Source organism: Oceanobacillus sp. FSL K6-0127 (genome assembly GCF_037983385.1).
Classification (GTDB): Bacteria; Bacillota; Bacilli; order Bacillales; family Amphibacillaceae; genus Oceanobacillus; species Oceanobacillus profundus.
In genome coordinates this window covers 2,019,615-2,036,332 of the sequence record NZ_CP150287.1, presented here as the reverse complement: position 1 = coordinate 2,036,332, position 16,718 = coordinate 2,019,615, and the positions used below count along the sequence as shown (strand labels likewise).

Sequence of the window (16,718 nt, the reverse complement as noted above, 5' to 3'; positions counted from 1 at the left end):
CTATGGTTAAATATGTACAGATTGATAAACTGAAAGCATGAGGTGTATATTTTGGGTAGAAAAGGTACAATGCTCGTTAAAGACATTGATAGTCGCTTTCTAAATGAAAAAATGTCTATTCAAATTTATCAGCCAGAATCATTCTCACCCCTCTACAAATATAATATTTGCTTGATGCAGGATGGGAATGATTATTTTCAAATGGGAAGGGTTGCAACACTTAGCGACAAGCTGCATGACAGCTACGAAATTACCAATACTGTATTCGCCGGCATCCATTATCAGGATAAACATGATCGCAGGAAAAAGTATCATCCAAGTGGTGAACAAAATGAAGCCTATACAAAATTTCTGGTTAATGAAGTTGTCCCCTTATTAGATGAACTTATTCCGAGCTATCACATGGGACAGTCAAGAGCGTTGATGGGTGATTCCTTAGCAGGAACACTTGCATTAATGACCGCGATTAAATATCCAAATACATTTGGTAAAGTCGTCATGCAATCTCCGTATGTCGATAATTATGTATTAGATGCTGTAACAAATTCTGGCTCTCTTGACTCCATGGACATTTATCATACAATCGGAGAGTTGGAAACAGAAGTTCATATGACTGATGGCAATAAAGCCGATTTTTTAGAACCAAATCGCAAGCTTAATCAGCTGCTACAAGAAAAAGGATCCACCTATTATTATGATGAGATAGAAAATGGAAAACATACGTGGAAGTATTGGCAACAAGATATGACACGAGTTCTCACGACAATGTTTAATTAATTCTTTTCTTATAGAATTTTTGGTATACTAAAAGATAAACATATTGACAGCACTCATTCATCATAAAATAAACTACAATGCAGGAGGTTTTATTAATGAACTATGGTATTGCAATTTTCCCATCAAAACCAATTCAAGACCAAGCAAATGCATACAGAAAACGTTATGATCCTCATTATGCTTTGATTCCACCGCACATCACGCTTAAAAGGTCTTTTGAAGCGAATGATGATAAATTGGATGAATTGATTACGGAAATGAAACATATTGCTAATGAGACAGATCGATTTACCATTCATATTAATAAAGTCAGTACGTTTTCGCCCGTCACGAATACGATTTATTTTAAGGTTGAACCCGTTCAAGCTTTAATGGATTTACAAGCAAAAATGCATGTAGATAAATTCGAGGATAATAATGAGCATCCATTTGTCCCGCACATTACAATCGCTCAGGACCTCGTACATGATGAATATTCCGATGTTTTCGGCAGATTGAAAATGGAATCTTTTCAGTTTGAAGATACGATTGACCGCTTCCAATTACTGTATCAATTAGATAACGGATCATGGACTGTCTATGAAACATTTGTGTTTGGAAAGGAACAAGTATGAATTTAAAAACAGTAGAAACAAAAGAAGAACTTCAAGATGCATATCATGTTCGGATGGAGGTCTTCGTTGATGAACAAAACGTTCCTCCAGAAGAAGAAATCGATGAATTTGAAAAAATCGCAACACATTTCGTGATGTATGACCAGGATAAGCCTATTGCTGCAAGTCGCCTTCGATTTGTTGATGAATATGGTAAATTAGAACGTATTTGTGTAGTAAAAAATTATCGTGGAAAATCTTGCGGCAAACAACTTATTGATGCAATGGAGAAAGCAATTGCTCAAAAAGGTTATCAAAAGGCAAAATTAAATGCCCAAACGCATGCCGAGGATTTTTACAAGAAATTAGAATATAAAACTGTATCCGGAGAATTTCTGGATGCTGGAATTCCACATATTACCATGGTAAAGGAACTCTAAAACATCTTCGCGCTACAATTGTGTAGCGCGTTTTTTATTGTTTTCTCATTTAGATTTGCACACCTTAAATCTTTATCACCGAAAGCGGCATCTACCTCAAATTCCTTTTCCATTAGCGACCAATTCCATTTTTACATGATATCTCTTTACTTGGATACACTAAACGATAAATGCTTTTAACAGGGGGCAATAATTATGCAAGAATATTTTACGATGTTTTACGAACTTGTTTTCGGCTTTTTTGCTCTATTTATTGCAACGAAGGTATTAGGGAAAACACAAATTTCGCAAATCACAGCATTTGATTTTATATCTGCCTTATTGTTGGGAGAACTTGTCGGTAATGCATTATTCGATCCACATGCTGGTGTTCTGGAAATTGCTTTTGTCGTTACTGTTTATGGTGTATTGATGTATACTACAGAAATTATAACTCAAAAATTCAAACGAACTCGAAGCTTTATTGAAGGTAACCCGTCCATTATTATTTATAATGGAAAATTGATTCGCGATACAATGAAAAAAAACAAACTCGATATTGATCAATTGCAGCATTTACTGCGTGAGAAGGATACATTTTCTGTACGGGAAGTCGAGTTTGCTATTTTAGAAGCAAATGGTTCACTTTCCGTTCTAAAAAAGTCCGACTATCAACCCCCCACAAGAAAGGACATGAAGCTTTCTGCACAGGATGTCGATTTATCAACTACCTTAATTAACGATGGAGAAATTATATACGATAATTTAGAAGAAAAGAACCTAAGTGAAGAATGGTTAATGGAACAATTAATCGAACAAGGTTATAATCAGCTGGAAGATGTATTTTACGCTGAATATATGAAAGATCAAAAACTGCTTGTGCTCCCTTTTCTTAATCGAAATCATCAAAAGTGGGAACCATAAACCTCCTTACAGTAAGAAAACGCTACAATAAGGTAGCGTTTTCTTATACATAGTCATTAATGTGCATGCCCTTTCCAGTTAACTCTCCAGCTATATCCTCGTCTGCTCCTCGAGTATCATATAGACGCTTGCTTCCCCTATTAATTGCATCATATTTGGTTGAAATTTCCTGATGCTCCTTTTCGAGAATTACCTTAAAAGGACTTTCAATAAAATGCTTATTCCCCTTTTCCTGAATGGTTCGTCTCTGATAATCATTATACTGAAAGTGCGTTACTGGTAAAATATAACTCATTCCCCCACCCCTTATCAGACTATTTTAAATATATATACGTTAAAAATATGTTATTATTGTCGGTCCTTTAAATTCTTTTTATATGTATTACCCTTTTTTTATAAACGTAAACCTCTTTATTTATTTTTTCACTTTATCGTTCATCAGTAAAAACCCGGTTAAATGCCCACACAATCCAATTAAAGACACATATCCTATAAAGGAAAGTAATTACATTTGAGAGGAGCTATTTTCATGGGATGTGGGAAAAATTTTGAATCAGGTAATTGTGTTGTAGATATCCTTAAAGACATTGTGGACGCACAAAATGATATCGTAGAAAATTGCTGTGACACTAGCTGTGATGAATCGATTAGCGATCTACTGGGTGAGAACGAACCTAGTAATGGTTTAGATACAGTACCGATTATTTTATACTGCAAGGATGGCTGTAAACCATTTAAAGGATTTGGTGCTCTAAAAGAGAGAAGAAATAAAATCGGACCAATTCTTGCTAGCTTTATTTTCAGAGTGAAAAAAATAGACAATGATCATTGTGCTGTTCTTGAACTGCTGCTAAGAGAAGGTGAAAACACCGGATGTGAGCATTTAAAATGTCCTACGGATCAAAGTACAGATAAATTGCGTGCCACAGGTATTTGTATCACCGTTGACTTAGATTGCTTCTGCCATGTAACTTGTCTACCAGCAATTGATGCATTCAGCAGGGACTTTGATTAATACTAAAAAAACACCATTTAGAGGGATTTCCCACTAAATGGTGTTTTTCTCTAAAATCCAAGTAGTTGTACTTCAGTAATTTCATCGATAGCAATTTGTATTGGCGCAGAACGATTTCCAGTTTTGAAAACGACTTCTTCTTCATTCTTTCCAAGTACAATACCGCGATATGTTTTTTCCTTTGTTTTAATTTCGCACCTAACCTGTGGGGCAAATTTGGGTCGTGTAAGAAAATAATCAATTCGCTCTTGAGTATTCATTTCCTTAAATTGTTTACGCCGCTCTCTAGGTGATGAAAATTCAATTTCTTGTTGCTCCTCACTATCTTGAACATTTGCTTCTGTTGTCTCTTCTAATTCTTCCGTAGTTTCCTCTTGTAAGAATGCATGATGTCTTCGATTAACTCTTTTTGGAGAATGGATTACTTCCGGACTGCTTTGATTTTGTTTTGTTTTCCTTTCACTCATATAACTGTGCTGCATTGGTGCCTTTGTCGTTCCAATAGTGGGTTGATGGATGTATAGTAATGGCTCATTCGCAAACTTTTTTTTACTCATGTATTTATCTCCCCTTCTTTTTTCCTCACCCCATTATATGAACCCAATAAATGAAATGTGTTGCCCAGCCAAACAGGGTAGTAAATAAAAAAACAACCTCTCCCAACCGGAAGAAGTTATTTTAGTAACTATATTAAGTAGCTCATAAACGTCGTGGCCATTCCAAAGTAAATTAGAATAGAAATAATATCATTAATTGTTGTAATAAATGGACCCGAAGCTACTGCTGGGTCAATATTAAATTTATGCATAATCATTGGTATCAAGGAACCCGCAAGTGTTGCAACAAGTAATGAAGCTAAAATTGAAACACCAACTAACAAACCTAAGTAAAGATTACCTTGCCATAGATAAATAACGATTGTTATAAGAATACCACATACAGTCCCTGTAATTAATCCAGTAACGGCCTCACGTAAAATTAATTTCATCTTACCTTCTTTATCGTAATCACCAGTAGCGATACCACGCACCGCTACGGCTAGTGCTTGTGTTCCTGTGTTACCAGCCATCCCAGCAATTAACGGTATAAAGATCGCTAGCACTGCCACCTCATTTAATGTTTCCTCGAACCTGCCAATTAAGCTAGCTGTAAAAAGTCCTAAAAACAATAGAATGACAAGCCACGGCAAGCGTCGTTTAGCTGAGGTCAATGCTGTGTCATCCCGTTTATCCGTATCGGACATCGCAGCAAGTCGAGAATAGTCCTCACTTGCTTCTTCTTCCATAACGTCCAAAATATCATCGACCGTAATAATACCTAATAAATGATACTGAAAGTCAACAACTGGCAGCGCAAGAAAATCATAGTCTCGAAACATTAGTGCTACCTCTTCCTGATCTTTCGCAACAGAAACTGCCACAACACTCCCACTCATTATTTCCTCTATTCGTGTATCCTCATCTGCGACAATCAAATCTCGAATTGAAAGAACACCTACTAAGCGTTTGGAATCATCAAGGACGAATAAATAGTAAATCGTTTCTGCATCTGGAGCTTCCTTTTTCAAAAGCTGCATCGTTTCTTTTACCGTCTCATTTTGGTAGATGGCGACATATTCTGTCGTCATAATACTACCGGCAGTTTTTTCCTCATAATGCAGCAATTGTTTTATTTCTTCCGCTGCTTCCTTTTCCATAATCGTTAAAAAACTAGCAACTTCTTCTTTGTCTAATTCATTCAACACATCCACTGCATCATCTGCAGGCATTTTCGAAAATACCATTGCAGCATAGCGAGGATCCATCTCAATAAAAAGGGCTGTTACATCTTCAAGCTCTATATTAATCATTACTTCTGCAATTTCTTCAGGAGATAAATAGGAATAAATGTTCATTCGGTTCGTTTTATCTTGCTCCTGGAAAAACATTGCTTGATCATATGGATGCATATCAAGAAATTTCGTACGAAAACCTTCTATCTGTTCATCTAGCAGGAGGCTTTGCACTTCTTGAAATCGTTCTCTCACTTTTTCCTCATATCGTTCCTCGTGTCTATCCGGTTTCGTGCTCATCTTACCACTTCCTTTCCCAAACGAAGCAACAATCATTCTTATATTAATTCCCTAGATGGAGATAAATAAAACAATGCCGCTTCTTTTGTATTCAAAATAAAACCAATATAATGTACACTGGATACCATTACACTTTTAAAGGTTGTTCAAAAAGTCCGGTAAAAATGGCACATTGAATTTCTTCGTTTACTTGCTTTTAGAACACGCACTTTTATAAAAATCTTTGAACGTACTTCGTTAGTATATGAAGCCAGCCTGAAATAATCTTACCTTTTTTGAATGGAGTGTTTTCCTTGAAAATTGATATTATCGGCGATATACATGGCTGTATCGATGAACTGCATAAGCTTTTTAATACATTAGACTATGAATATAAAGGAGATATTTATGTTCATCCGCATAAACGAACCCCAGTATTTCTAGGAGATATTACCGATCGCGGGCCTAACTCTATAGCCGTTATCAAACTTGTTTATCAAATGGTTGTAAAACATAAAAAAGCACTTTATGTTCCAGGTAATCATTGCAATAAATTGTATCGTTATTTCCTAGGCAATAATGTTCAACGAAAACACGGTTTAGAAACGACAGTGGCTGAATATGAATCCATGCCAACAAGAGAACAGAAATTGGTCCAAAGGCAATTTCTTACGTTGTATGAGCAAGCTCCTCTTTATTTACAGCTACCGGAACTAAACGTTATCATCGCCCATGCAGGGATTAAAGAAAGTCTGATTGGTCGTACAGATAAAAAAGTAAAAACCTTCGTACTCTATGGCGATATTAGCGGAGAGTTTGACAGTAGTGGACGACCGATTCGAAGAGATTGGGCAAAAGACTATCACGGAAATAATTGGATTGTTTACGGACATACACCCGTGAAGAATCCACGAATCCAGAATAAAACAATCAATATTGACACTGGATGTGTATTTGGCAACCGATTAACAGCATTTCGCCTACCTGAAGAAAAAATAATCTCTGTTCCATCCCGACAACCATTATTAGAAGATAAATTCACTGATTTCACATAAGGTTGTTAATTCAATAGTTTTTGCAGATCTTCTGGAAGCTTCGATTGAACCTTTATATTCTCTCTTGTTATTGGGTGTTCGAAGGATAGCTCATTACAATGCAATGCTTGTCTATTGAGGATTTGTAATGAGCCACCATACAAATCATCTCCCACTAACGGATGACCACAGTGGGAGAAATGGACACGAATTTGATGTGTTCGTCCCGTCTCCAGCTCAATTTCAACCATGGTTCTGTTCTCAATTTCAGAGCGCTTTTTATAGTGTGTAATGGCTGGTTTCCCACTTTCATGAATAGTACGTTCTATTATAGAATCAGGTTTACGCGCAATCGGAGCATCAATAGTTCCTTTCTCCGCCTCTAAAATCCCTTCCACAAACGCGATATATGTACGTTTTACTTTATTCGATTGCTGCGCTTTTGCCAGCAATGAGTGGCTATATCTATCCTTGGCAACAAGCACAAGACCAGAAGTATCGCGATCCAACCGTGTCACAACATGTAAAGTAAACATACGGTTATTTCTCCTGTAATATCCAATTAGCCCATTTGCCATCGTACCTGACGGATGGTTTTTAGACGGCATCGTTGCCATTCCAGCCGGTTTATCAATAACGATTACAGCTTGGTCTTCGTAGGCTATATTTAAATTGATATTTTCAGGTTGAAGATTATCGCTTACCTTTTCAGCTGGAAAATGAATTTCTAGCACATCCCCTTCCGCCAGAACATAGCGAACTGTTCTCTCCAAGTCATTTACAAGGAGCTTCCCCTCTTGCTTTATCGCAATAATAATTCTCCTTGAAAAACCATGGATACCTTGCAAATACTCACGAATAGTTAATCCTACGTATTTTTTTTCAATTACCCAATTCATTTTATAAAATCCTCACTATCTATTATCATCATCCGCCACAAAGGAATCCCGTACCCTATTCCAAAACGGAAATTGTTTAAAACGCGCAAAACGGATTCTTTCATTCGCCACACGGCATTGAATTGATTTCACATTCGTGTATGTTTTTATAAAATGATCGATTTGAATTAAAAAACTGCTGTCCCTCATTGGTTTTAAGAAGCACGTATGATGCTTTGGCAACACCAACGGCGAACCGATTGTACGAAACACGCGGTTATTTATTGATGCATTTTCTGTTATTTGTATCGCTTCAAGTGACGGATGTAAAATTGCTCCGCCAAGCGCTTTATTATACGCAGTACTTCCAGAAGGAGTAGAAATACAAATCCCATCCCCGCGGAATGTTTCAAAATGCTCTCCCTTGATCTCCACATCAAAAACGACTGAAGAACCGTCAGCAGTTTTAATCATTGCTTCATTAAGTGCCAAAAAACGATCTTCCTTTTCCCCTGTTTTCCCACGAATAATTACTTCTAGCAATGGATATTCTACTGTTTGAAACGGTGTTTTGGCAATTTCAATAATTAGCTTTTCCACTTCAGACGGAACCCAATCCGTGTAAAATCCTAAATGCCCTGTATGGAGACCAATAAACGCAGTTGTTTCAAGCCGATGATTATATCGATGGAATGCCTCCAGAAAAGTACCGTCTCCCCCAACCGATATAACGAGATCTGGCTCGACTTTATCATATTCTAAATCAAATTCTGACAAATATTGTTTCATCGTTGCTTTAATCTTATTAGAACGCTCATCACCTTTTGAAACAATTTTAAACTTCATCCACTCTCTCCCCTTATTACTTATATTACAGTCCCTTTCATAAACGTTCGAGGCGCAGTAGTTTGCACGTTGCTAACTGGTCGCCCCGAGTCTTTACACTTTACTTACGGTGGAATATTCGTTGCGCTTCCTGAATTTCGCTTTTTATCTTCGACATTTCTTCATCTAATTTAAATGCTGCTTCTGCTGCTCTTTGTAGCCTTGACTCTACCTCTTCTGGTAATTTGCCTTCATATTTATAATTTAAGGAATGCTCATTTGTTGCCCAAAAGTTCATGGCGAGCGTCCTAATTTGAATTTCTGCTAGGTGCAGCTTCGTGCCATGGATTGTCTCAACCGGATATTCAATAATCATATGATACGAGCGGTAGCCACTTGTTTTCTTATTCGCAATATAATCCTTCTCTTCAACTATCGTAAAATCAGTCCTCGTATGAAGCATATCTACAATTGTATAAATATCATCAACAAATTGACAAACAACACGAACACCAGCAATATCTTGGATTTCGGTATCAATTTCATCTAGTGAAACTCCGCGTATTTCTGCTTTTTCCATAATACTATGTACCGGTTTTACCCGACCAGTTACAAATTCTATTGGAGAATGGCTTGATTCGAGTTCAAATTGTGCGCGCATTCCTCTTAATTTTACTTTTAGCTCTTCAACAATTTGCTTATATGGAGCAAGGATTACTTCCCATTTCATTGTTATCACCCTTACCGTTCATCTCAGGTTCATAACAGCCTTCAACATATAAAAAAGCATCTCGAATTGCCAGCTTGACAATAAAGTATTACCTTGTCAATGTTTGAATAACTATTATGAATCAACCCTATTTTAACACATCAGACGAAAATGGCTAATCTTTGCATACATGCTCATCTTTCGCCATAATTAATAATAACCTATTTTCAAGTTGGGGGACATAGATTATGACACAAGAAATAGAAATTGAATTTAAAAACTTATTAGAAAAGGAGGAGTATGATCAATTACTAAATAGCATCCCTTTTCCATCAGAAGGAAAACTGCAAATAAACCATTACTTTGAGACAAAGGAATTCTCGCTTAAAGAATTAGGATGCGCTATACGAATAAGGGAAAAAGATGGGAAATATACATTAACTCTAAAAGAACCGCACCCTGATGGTTTACTTGAGACTCATGACTTACTCACCGAACAAGAAGCATTAAATTGGATGAATGGAACAATTATCCCGAAAGTCAATACATCAAAACAACTACTGAAGAAAAACATACAACCTGAAAAGCTAACCTATTATGGCAGTCTTTCCACATTGAGGCGAGAAGTCCCATATCAAGATGTATTGCTTGTACTTGATTACAGCACGTACAACCATAAAACAGATTATGAATTAGAGCTAGAGGCGCCTACAAAGGCAGATGGATTACGTATATTTCATCAATTGCTCGAAGAAAATAAGATAGAGCAACGCATAACACCAAATAAAATCGAACGGTTTTTCCACTCGTTGGAAAAATAGGTAATACAATCTAGTCAAAATCAGATTTGTTGCTCATTTCGGCATCCGTTGCTACAATATATACAAACATCCAAGGAGATAATTATGGAACAGATTGTACATGGTACTATTTATGAGGCCATTGGCGGATTCGATACAATAGACAAACTAGTTAATGCCTTTTATAAGCGAGTAGGAAAGCATCCAAAACTTATACCAATTTTTCCAGAAGACCTAACAGAAACTGCAAGAAAGCAGAGTCTTTTTTTAACACAATTTTTCGGAGGTCCGAGGAATTACGAAGCAGAACGCGGCCATCCAATGATGCGAAGACGTCACTTACCATTTGAAATAACTCCTTCCAGACGAGATGCTTGGCTAGATTGTATGGCAGAAGCGTTAGATGAAATAGAAATCGAGGAACCATACCGCACGGCTATATTTGAGAAATTGACCCTGACTGCAAACCACATGATGAACACGCCTGAATAAGAGAAAGGAGAATTCGATGTGAGTTGGAACCAAACTGAGCTTACAAGCTCAAATCACACAAACACATCGGCCAACTATAGCTATGTTGATATTGTACAAAAACCGATAGAAATTTTTGTATTTATTGATCCGCTGTGTGCGGAATGCTGGTCCCTAGAACCTTATCTAAAAAAATTGTCCGTTGAATATGGACGTTTTTTCACCATACGTCAAATTGTAAGTGGCCAACTAAGAGCACTGAATACCGATTCATTTGATAAACCAAGAAAGTTAAAAGATATGTGGGAAAGAACAGCAAAACGTACTGGTATGAGCTGTGATGGAGATTTATGGATTGAAAACCCAGTTTCTTATCCTTGGATTGCATCACTTGCAATAAAAGCGGCAGAGCTTCAAGGTAAAAAAGCAGGAATGGTGTTTCTGCGAAAACTGCAAGAGAATCTTTTCTTAAAGAAGCAGAACATATCAGATGGAGACGTACTCCTTCAATGTGCGAAAGAAGCTAAGTTAGACGTTGAAGAATTTGAGAGAGATCTGTTCTCTGGCTCCGCAAAAAAAGCATACCAATGTGATTTGAAGTTAACACGTGAAATGGAAGTAGATTATATTCCAACAATTGTATTCTTTAATCAAGTTGTTGAAGAGGAAGGTATTAAAATTTCCGGTCTTTATCCATATGAAATTTATGAGCTTGTATTAAAAGAAATGCTGCAACGAACACCCATACCTTCCGTAAAGCCACCTCTAGAAACTTTCTTAGAATATTATGAGGTTGTAGGCACGAAGGAAATTTCGGTTGTTTACGATTGGTCACTTGCCAAAACAGAAAAAGAAATGAAAAAACTACAATTTCAGCAAGTTGTCGAAAAAATCCCAGCAAAATATGGATCCTTTTGGAAATATATTTTTTAGTTTTTCAGCCTTACACAGAGGCTTTTTTTTGCCATTAAACTATAGGAATAAATACACTACAATTTATCGTATTTCGCAGTAGGCTTCAGAATAAATTTATGGTCGTTTACTAGAAAAATTAAATAAAGACAAAAAAATAAAGGATATACGGGGCAGCGTATATCCTTATTCCTACTTTGTATTTATACAAAGGGGGATGGGAGAAAGTTTCATGATCAAACAAAAGGGGTATTTGTTTGTACTTAACTTACAATCTTATAATAACAAGAAGTAATTTGATTTTCAACCTATATGTGCACATATTCACAAAATGTTCACTTCTATACGAGCACTTCTAATCATATAGTGTAATGAGCCGATTGATGATGTCACTGGAGGGATTGAGATGCGAAGAATTTATCGGTTTTATCCTATTTTATTTATCACTTTAACTGTTTTTGCCTTTTTCTTAAATTTATTGGGCTTAATGAAGCTCATTCCACTTTTTATCACATTGCCATTATTTTTCTTATCCATCTACGTAACGCTTCATTCCTTAACCCAGCGAAATGTATATCGGCGGTTTAGGTAAAGGGGAATCAGCGATTTGCTGATTCCCCTTTCTTATTTGTGCACGCCTTATCCTAATAACATGCGTTCCATTTCATTCAATTTTTCCTCAAACACATCAAGTGCATCTAAAATCGGTTGTTTTGAAGTCATATCAACCCCAGCTTTTTTCAACACTTCGATTGGATAATCGCTACTTCCAGCTTTCAGGAAATCAAGATAACGTTCAACTGCACCTTCTTTTCCTTCTAATATGTTATTCGCAAGTGCCGTCGCAGCAGAATATCCTGTTGCATACTGGTATACATAATAGTTGTAATAGAAATGTGGAATTCTTGCCCATTCCAGTCCGATTGCTTCATCAGAAACAACTGCTTCTCCATAATATTTTTTGTTTAGATCATAATAGATTTCGGTTAGCTTATCCGCAGTAAGTGCTTCTCCGTCTTTTGCTCTTACATGGATCTCATGCTCGAATTCAGCGAACATCGTTTGACGGAATACCGTTCCGCGGAAGCCTTCTAAGAAATGATTTAAAATATATAGCTTTTGTTTTTCATCTTCTAAATTATTTAATAAATAATCATTTAACAATGCTTCATTTGTCGTAGATGCAACCTCTGCTACAAAAATGGAGTAATCTCCATAGCGGAAAGGCTGGGTTTTTCTTGTATAGTAGCTATGAACAGAATGACCTAGCTCGTGTGCTAATGTAAACGTATTGTTCACATCATCTTGCCAGTTCATCAATATATATGGATTTGTCGCATATGATCCAGAAGAATATGCTCCGCTTCGTTTTCCTTTATTCTCTTCTACATCGATCCAGCGATTTTCAAAAGCTTCTTTTAGAATTTCTCCATATTCACTCCCGAGTGGAGATAACCCTTTAAACATAAAATCTTTAGCCTCTTCATAGGAAACCTTCATTTCAACTTCTTTGACCAAAGGTGTGTACAAATCGTACATATGCAATTCATCAAGCTTTAATACTTTTTTACGCAGCTCTGTATAACGGTGCAATAATGGAAGCTTTTCATTAACAGCCTCGACTAAATTATCATAAACTTGTTCAGGTATATTATTGTTATCCAGTGCAGCCTGTCTTGCAGATTCATAATTTCGAACTTTGGCAGAGAAATTATGGGTTTTCACTGCTCCACTAAGTGTTGAAGCAAATGTATTTTTAAAATTACCATACGTGTCATATACCTTAGTGAACGCATCTTCTCGAACACGACGATCCTTTGATTCTAAAAATGTAGAGTATCTTCCATGTGTAAGATCAACCTCTTCCCCATTCTCGTTGATAATTGAAGGAAAGGTTAAATCAGCGTTATTAAGCATACCAAATGTCTGCGAAGAGCTTGATAAAGGCTCGGATGCTTCGGCGAGCAACGCCTCTTCTTTCTCGCTTAATGCGTGTGGACGCCCGCGGTTAATTTCATCCAATACTTTTTTATAAAAATTTAGTTCTTCTTTTTCTTCAAGAAACTGCTTAATTTTAGCCTCATCCATTTGAAGCACTTCTGGAACAATATAACTCATTACACTTGAAGCTTGAGTTAGCACCATATCCGCTTGAGCATTTAAGCCTTGATAAAAGGAATTGGTTGTATCCTGATCATATCGCATATGCGAATATGTATATAATTTTCCAAGGCGCTCAAAAAGTTCATCTTGTAGTTTCAACAAATCATATAAGGCATCTGGAGACTCTGATAATTTCCCTTTATATGCTTCTGCTTTTGGAATATCATTTTGCAATTTTTTTAATTCTTCCTGCCACAATTCATCAGTGGCAAAGATATCCTCTAATCTCCATGTAGATTCAACTGGTATGTCACTGCGTTTTGGTAATTCCTTTGTCGTTTTTGCCATGAATAAATTCCTCCCTTATTCTTTCTTTACTATTTCTAGATTTCCTAGATAAAATCCTTCCATCTATACTTTAGTATAACGAACTATTCCCAATTCATGCTCGTATTATGTTTGATTTTTGCCTAAATAATTCCTTTACAAGCTGCTCGTCTCCTTGCACTGCTTGCTCAATATGATGATAAAAGGAAATTGGCTGGCGTTTTTTATACATACCGCTAGAGACTTTCTCAATCACTTGAAGCTGCTCGAGCAAGCTAAGGTACTCTTGAACTGGATTACTTTGCGAAGGGATTAATGGAAACTGTTTTGATTTGTATAGCCGCCGGAAGAAAAGACCTTGACATTCAGCATTAGAAAAAACACCTTCAACGGGAAGTGGATCAATAATCTCCAGGCAGACTTTACTCTGCCAATTCCATAGCGGGATTTTCATTCGATATTGCGAGGTTATTGGGAGATGGACAATTGATGGGAGGTTTTCAAGATGCAGTCCTTTGGAGTAGAGCCATCTACGCCAATTCAATTCACTTCCATAAGGTTTTATTCCTTGTGTTTGACGAAATTTAAACTTTTCTTTCTGCCATAAATATTGTAGTTCTGCATTTGTAAAAAATTCAAATTGAAACAGGTCTGAAAATTTATGTTTATTTAGTGGTGAAATGCGGATTTTACCAATGGCTTGTGTGCTTTTGGTAATGAAAATATCTTGTAAGATTGCAAGTTGAGAGGTGTATGGGCAAAAGTAGTATAGGACAGGTGGCAATCGCGGGTTATATTGGTGCAGTAATTGTTTCGTAAACTGATCAATTCGAAAGCTATTCGCTTGATAACGTGTAAACAGGGTCGCTCCGGCAATCCATATTGGAATAATGCCTCTTGATCGATATCCATTAGTACGTTTCCTTATTATTTCTCCTGAAATTCTAGCACATTGATACTCAATAGCAATTCGTCTGTTGTTCCATGTTATGAATATATCGGGACGTTGTTGAATTTCAGGAAGATATACTTCTAATTCCACCTTCATATCGTGGCGTTTCAACCATTGATATAGCAATAGTTTTCCTTGTTCATGATACATCCCCTCTCCACCTTCATAGGACGGACAATCTACAGTAGATTTATGAGCAAAATGAGCAATTATTTTAACACCAACCTTCATAATTACTTGTTTACCACAAACAGGACAATAAAATAGTACGCCAGTGTTTTTCAATGCCAGTATGCTTTCTCGATTCATGGTTGCAAGCGTGACGGATCTACCATCGGCTGTTTTAGCTTGCAGCATTACATCACCTCCATCGAACTATATATTCGACAGTGAATGACAAAATCCTGCTTCTATTAGGATATAATTAAAGGTCTCTCCAATTTATATTTACGATTTTTTTAAATCAGCTTTAAAAAAACGAATAGTATCCAATTAGTTTGGTTGGCTACTATTCGTTACATACGCTCATTATTTATTTCAATTTAAACTTCGCTTCTGCACCTTTGGAAATATCTTCACCATCTATATTGCGCATCGGTCCGATTTCCATTTCAAATGATTTATCTTTCCAAATTTTTTCATACTGTTCTTGATCCAGAAGAAAAACTTGTAGCAGTTCATCGCTATCGTTAGCAGGAATAACATCACCATATCCATACGGCAATAACATTCCTTCATTTAATGTCCACTGTTTACCATCGTTTAAGTATAAATTAGAAGATATAGAGCTTTTGGAAATATCTTCATCATATCCACTATCGATAGTAAATCTAACTGTTAATAATACTACTTCATCAGACTGAAAACGCGGCGCTTCATCTGCATTTGGAACAAAGTTTGTGAATTGATAGCCTTCTAATGTCACACTTGCTTGGTCTACATCTTCACTCTTTCCAATTCCTTCTTCACTTTCTAACATCTCTTTGTCACCCATATTATCAGCAGTTGCTTTATCTTCGTAGAAGCCCTGGCTTGCGGTTTGTTCTTCCTTTTCAGCATTTTCCGCATCAAGAGGGAAGGAGAATCTACCTTCCGAACCAAAAGTAGTAGAAAAATCATCTTTATCTGTTTGAGGTTTTGGAACTCCAACATCAACCGCACCAACCTCTAATACGTCAATCAGACGATCTTCTCCAATAGGATATGCATAGTAACCTGTAAGTTCCTGCCCCGCTTCTAATAAGTATTCATTGTTAGGTGAAAGCAGCGTTGGTAATTGTTCTTCTTCAGGCAAAAGGTATCGATGATTATTTAAATCCTTATCCGCACCAACATAGGTCATATAAAGACTTGGCATATAATGTACATTTTCATCTGTATCATTTTTCACTGTGTATTGTGCGATAATGACCGCTCCATTATTTTGGTCATCAAATGGGATAGCGAAATCTCTATGAAAATCCGTTAATTCAACCAATGTATAGGCATCTAATGTTAATGATATCCCTTCCATATCATGCGATTGTGAATTATTATTTTCATATAGTACGTTTGCTGTACCCTGTGTTTCCTCTTCCATATATGTAATCAATTCACTGAAACTGCCTTCCTTATTCGTATCTGCAGGCTCTTCTTCGTTTTCCTCTATTTTTTCCTCTTCTGCTTGATCTGGCTCTTCTTCTGTCTCATCTCCCATCACTTCTTCCTCTGGTTCTTCTGCACTAGCTTCTGATCCTTCATTTTCTTCATCTCCATTACCACATGCAGTTAGTACCATTGCTGATAAAAGTAATGTAATTAAAAATATAAGTCCTTTTCGATTCACGTGGTTATCCTCCTTCTTTACTAGACACAACTATTATATTACTATACCAAACCGAAAAGTCTATGAATATTGCAAAAATGATACATTGTTCCTAGGTTATTAGA

19 protein-coding genes are annotated in these 16,718 nt (G+C 36.6%); 10 read left to right on the top strand and 9 right to left on the bottom strand.

Features of this window, described 5'->3' with window-relative positions; translation table 11 throughout:
• Positions 1-51: 51 nt before the first annotated feature.
• From MHH64_RS10225 to MHH64_RS10210, 4 genes are all read left to right on the top strand, one after another.
• Positions 52-777, top strand: a complete 726-nt coding sequence (locus MHH64_RS10225; RefSeq protein WP_095309457.1) for an alpha/beta hydrolase-fold protein — start codon at positions 52-54, stop codon at positions 775-777.
• 95 nt (positions 778-872) lie between these two features.
• A complete protein-coding gene (locus tag MHH64_RS10220; protein ID WP_095309459.1) occupies positions 873-1,391 on the top strand; it encodes a YjcG family protein in 519 nt (172 codons plus the stop codon).
• Positions 1,388-1,810: a GNAT family N-acetyltransferase gene (locus tag MHH64_RS10215; protein WP_095309461.1), complete on the top strand. Its 423-nt coding sequence runs from the start codon at positions 1,388-1,390 to the stop codon at positions 1,808-1,810. The genes MHH64_RS10220 and MHH64_RS10215 overlap by 4 nt, the downstream gene beginning before the upstream one ends.
• Before the next feature lie 195 nt (positions 1,811-2,005).
• A complete protein-coding gene (locus MHH64_RS10210) occupies positions 2,006-2,713 on the top strand; it encodes a DUF421 domain-containing protein (RefSeq protein ID WP_095309463.1) in 708 nt (235 codons plus the stop codon).
• 43 nt (positions 2,714-2,756) lie between these two features.
• Here MHH64_RS10210 and MHH64_RS10205 read toward each other — a convergent pair whose 3' ends face one another.
• The gene (locus MHH64_RS10205) at positions 2,757-3,008 is read right to left on the bottom strand and encodes a hypothetical protein (protein WP_340003184.1); all 252 of its coding nucleotides are present in this window, start codon (positions 3,006-3,008) and stop codon (positions 2,757-2,759) included.
• Between the two features lie 234 nt (positions 3,009-3,242).
• Between MHH64_RS10205 and MHH64_RS10200 the strand changes: the two genes are divergently transcribed.
• Complete coding sequence (locus MHH64_RS10200) at positions 3,243-3,728, top strand: CotY/CotZ family spore coat protein (protein ID WP_095309468.1); 486 nt, start codon at positions 3,243-3,245, stop codon at positions 3,726-3,728.
• Between the two features lie 50 nt (positions 3,729-3,778).
• On the opposite strand, the gene MHH64_RS10195 is transcribed toward MHH64_RS10200, so the two are convergent.
• Both MHH64_RS10195 and mgtE read right to left on the bottom strand, forming a co-directional pair.
• The gene (locus tag MHH64_RS10195) at positions 3,779-4,285 is read right to left on the bottom strand and encodes a CotO family spore coat protein (protein WP_095309470.1); all 507 of its coding nucleotides are present in this window, start codon (positions 4,283-4,285) and stop codon (positions 3,779-3,781) included.
• Positions 4,286-4,413: 128 nt separating this feature from the next.
• A complete protein-coding gene (gene mgtE, locus MHH64_RS10190; protein ID WP_095309527.1) occupies positions 4,414-5,799 on the bottom strand; it encodes a magnesium transporter in 1,386 nt (461 codons plus the stop codon).
• Positions 5,800-6,092: 293 nt separating this feature from the next.
• Here mgtE and prpE point away from each other — a divergent pair, with 293 nt between their 5' ends.
• Positions 6,093-6,833, top strand: a complete 741-nt coding sequence (gene prpE / locus MHH64_RS10185) for a bis(5'-nucleosyl)-tetraphosphatase PrpE (RefSeq protein WP_340003183.1) — start codon at positions 6,093-6,095, stop codon at positions 6,831-6,833.
• A 5-nt stretch (positions 6,834-6,838) separates the two neighbouring features.
• Here the strand turns inward: prpE and MHH64_RS10180 are convergent, their stop codons facing one another.
• From MHH64_RS10180 to MHH64_RS10170, 3 genes are all read right to left on the bottom strand, one after another.
• Positions 6,839-7,711 carry an RluA family pseudouridine synthase gene (locus MHH64_RS10180; RefSeq protein WP_340003182.1) on the bottom strand — a complete coding sequence of 291 codons (873 nt, stop codon included), beginning with the start codon at positions 7,709-7,711 and terminating at the stop codon, positions 6,839-6,841.
• A 15-nt stretch (positions 7,712-7,726) separates the two neighbouring features.
• Complete coding sequence (locus MHH64_RS10175) at positions 7,727-8,536, bottom strand: NAD kinase (protein ID WP_095309476.1); 810 nt, start codon at positions 8,534-8,536, stop codon at positions 7,727-7,729.
• Positions 8,537-8,636: 100 nt separating this feature from the next.
• On the bottom strand, positions 8,637-9,245 hold the full coding sequence (locus MHH64_RS10170) for a GTP pyrophosphokinase family protein (protein WP_118888748.1): 609 nt from the start codon (positions 9,243-9,245) through the stop codon (positions 8,637-8,639).
• A gap of 227 nt (positions 9,246-9,472) precedes the next feature.
• On the opposite strand from MHH64_RS10170, the gene MHH64_RS10165 reads away from it, so the two are divergent.
• The 4 genes from MHH64_RS10165 to MHH64_RS10150 all read left to right on the top strand — a co-directional run bounded on the left by MHH64_RS10165 (position 9,473) and on the right by MHH64_RS10150 (position 11,999).
• Positions 9,473-10,045, top strand: coding sequence for a CYTH domain-containing protein (locus MHH64_RS10165; RefSeq protein WP_118888747.1), 573 nt, complete (start codon positions 9,473-9,475; stop codon positions 10,043-10,045).
• 84 nt (positions 10,046-10,129) lie between these two features.
• Entirely contained in the window at positions 10,130-10,516 is a 387-nt protein-coding gene (locus tag MHH64_RS10160; RefSeq protein WP_095309482.1) for a globin, read from the top strand.
• A gap of 18 nt (positions 10,517-10,534) precedes the next feature.
• On the top strand, positions 10,535-11,428 hold the full coding sequence (locus tag MHH64_RS10155) for a ClpXP adapter SpxH family protein (RefSeq protein ID WP_095309484.1): 894 nt from the start codon (positions 10,535-10,537) through the stop codon (positions 11,426-11,428).
• Positions 11,429-11,813: 385 nt separating this feature from the next.
• A complete protein-coding gene (locus tag MHH64_RS10150) occupies positions 11,814-11,999 on the top strand; it encodes a hypothetical protein (protein ID WP_095309486.1) in 186 nt (61 codons plus the stop codon).
• Positions 12,000-12,046: 47 nt separating this feature from the next.
• Here MHH64_RS10150 and pepF read toward each other — a convergent pair whose 3' ends face one another.
• The 3 genes from pepF to MHH64_RS10135 all read right to left on the bottom strand — a co-directional run bounded on the left by pepF (position 12,047) and on the right by MHH64_RS10135 (position 16,614).
• The gene (gene pepF / locus MHH64_RS10145; RefSeq protein WP_340003181.1) at positions 12,047-13,858 is read right to left on the bottom strand and encodes an oligoendopeptidase F; all 1,812 of its coding nucleotides are present in this window, start codon (positions 13,856-13,858) and stop codon (positions 12,047-12,049) included.
• 94 nt (positions 13,859-13,952) lie between these two features.
• Positions 13,953-15,146, bottom strand: a complete 1,194-nt coding sequence (locus MHH64_RS10140; protein ID WP_340003180.1) for a competence protein CoiA family protein — start codon at positions 15,144-15,146, stop codon at positions 13,953-13,955.
• 175 nt (positions 15,147-15,321) lie between these two features.
• Positions 15,322-16,614, bottom strand: coding sequence for a DUF5068 domain-containing protein (locus tag MHH64_RS10135; protein WP_340003179.1), 1,293 nt, complete (start codon positions 16,612-16,614; stop codon positions 15,322-15,324).
• Positions 16,615-16,718 lie beyond the last annotated feature (104 nt).

Bases quoted from the DNA above. Each gene is read 5' to 3' on its own strand.
- MHH64_RS10195 (WP_095309470.1), bottom strand. From the start codon at position 4,285: ATGAGTAAAAAAAAGTTTGCGAATGAGCCATTACTATACATCCATCAA.
- pepF (WP_340003181.1), bottom strand. From the start codon at position 13,858: ATGGCAAAAACGACAAAGGAATTACCAAAACGCAGTGACATACCAGTT.
- MHH64_RS10170 (WP_118888748.1), bottom strand. From the start codon at position 9,245: ATGAAATGGGAAGTAATCCTTGCTCCATATAAGCAAATTGTTGAAGAG.
- MHH64_RS10160 (WP_095309482.1), top strand. From the start codon at position 10,130: ATGGAACAGATTGTACATGGTACTATTTATGAGGCCATTGGCGGATTC.
- MHH64_RS10150 (WP_095309486.1), top strand. From the start codon at position 11,814: ATGCGAAGAATTTATCGGTTTTATCCTATTTTATTTATCACTTTAACT.
- MHH64_RS10205 (WP_340003184.1), bottom strand. From the start codon at position 3,008: ATGAGTTATATTTTACCAGTAACGCACTTTCAGTATAATGATTATCAG.
- MHH64_RS10180 (WP_340003182.1), bottom strand. From the start codon at position 7,711: ATGAATTGGGTAATTGAAAAAAAATACGTAGGATTAACTATTCGTGAG.
- MHH64_RS10165 (WP_118888747.1), top strand. From the start codon at position 9,473: ATGACACAAGAAATAGAAATTGAATTTAAAAACTTATTAGAAAAGGAG.
- MHH64_RS10210 (WP_095309463.1), top strand. From the start codon at position 2,006: ATGCAAGAATATTTTACGATGTTTTACGAACTTGTTTTCGGCTTTTTT.
- MHH64_RS10175 (WP_095309476.1), bottom strand. From the start codon at position 8,536: ATGAAGTTTAAAATTGTTTCAAAAGGTGATGAGCGTTCTAATAAGATT.
- mgtE (WP_095309527.1), bottom strand. From the start codon at position 5,799: ATGAGCACGAAACCGGATAGACACGAGGAACGATATGAGGAAAAAGTG.
- MHH64_RS10215 (WP_095309461.1), top strand. From the start codon at position 1,388: ATGAATTTAAAAACAGTAGAAACAAAAGAAGAACTTCAAGATGCATAT.
- MHH64_RS10220 (WP_095309459.1), top strand. From the start codon at position 873: ATGAACTATGGTATTGCAATTTTCCCATCAAAACCAATTCAAGACCAA.
- MHH64_RS10140 (WP_340003180.1), bottom strand. From the start codon at position 15,146: ATGCTGCAAGCTAAAACAGCCGATGGTAGATCCGTCACGCTTGCAACC.
- MHH64_RS10200 (WP_095309468.1), top strand. From the start codon at position 3,243: ATGGGATGTGGGAAAAATTTTGAATCAGGTAATTGTGTTGTAGATATC.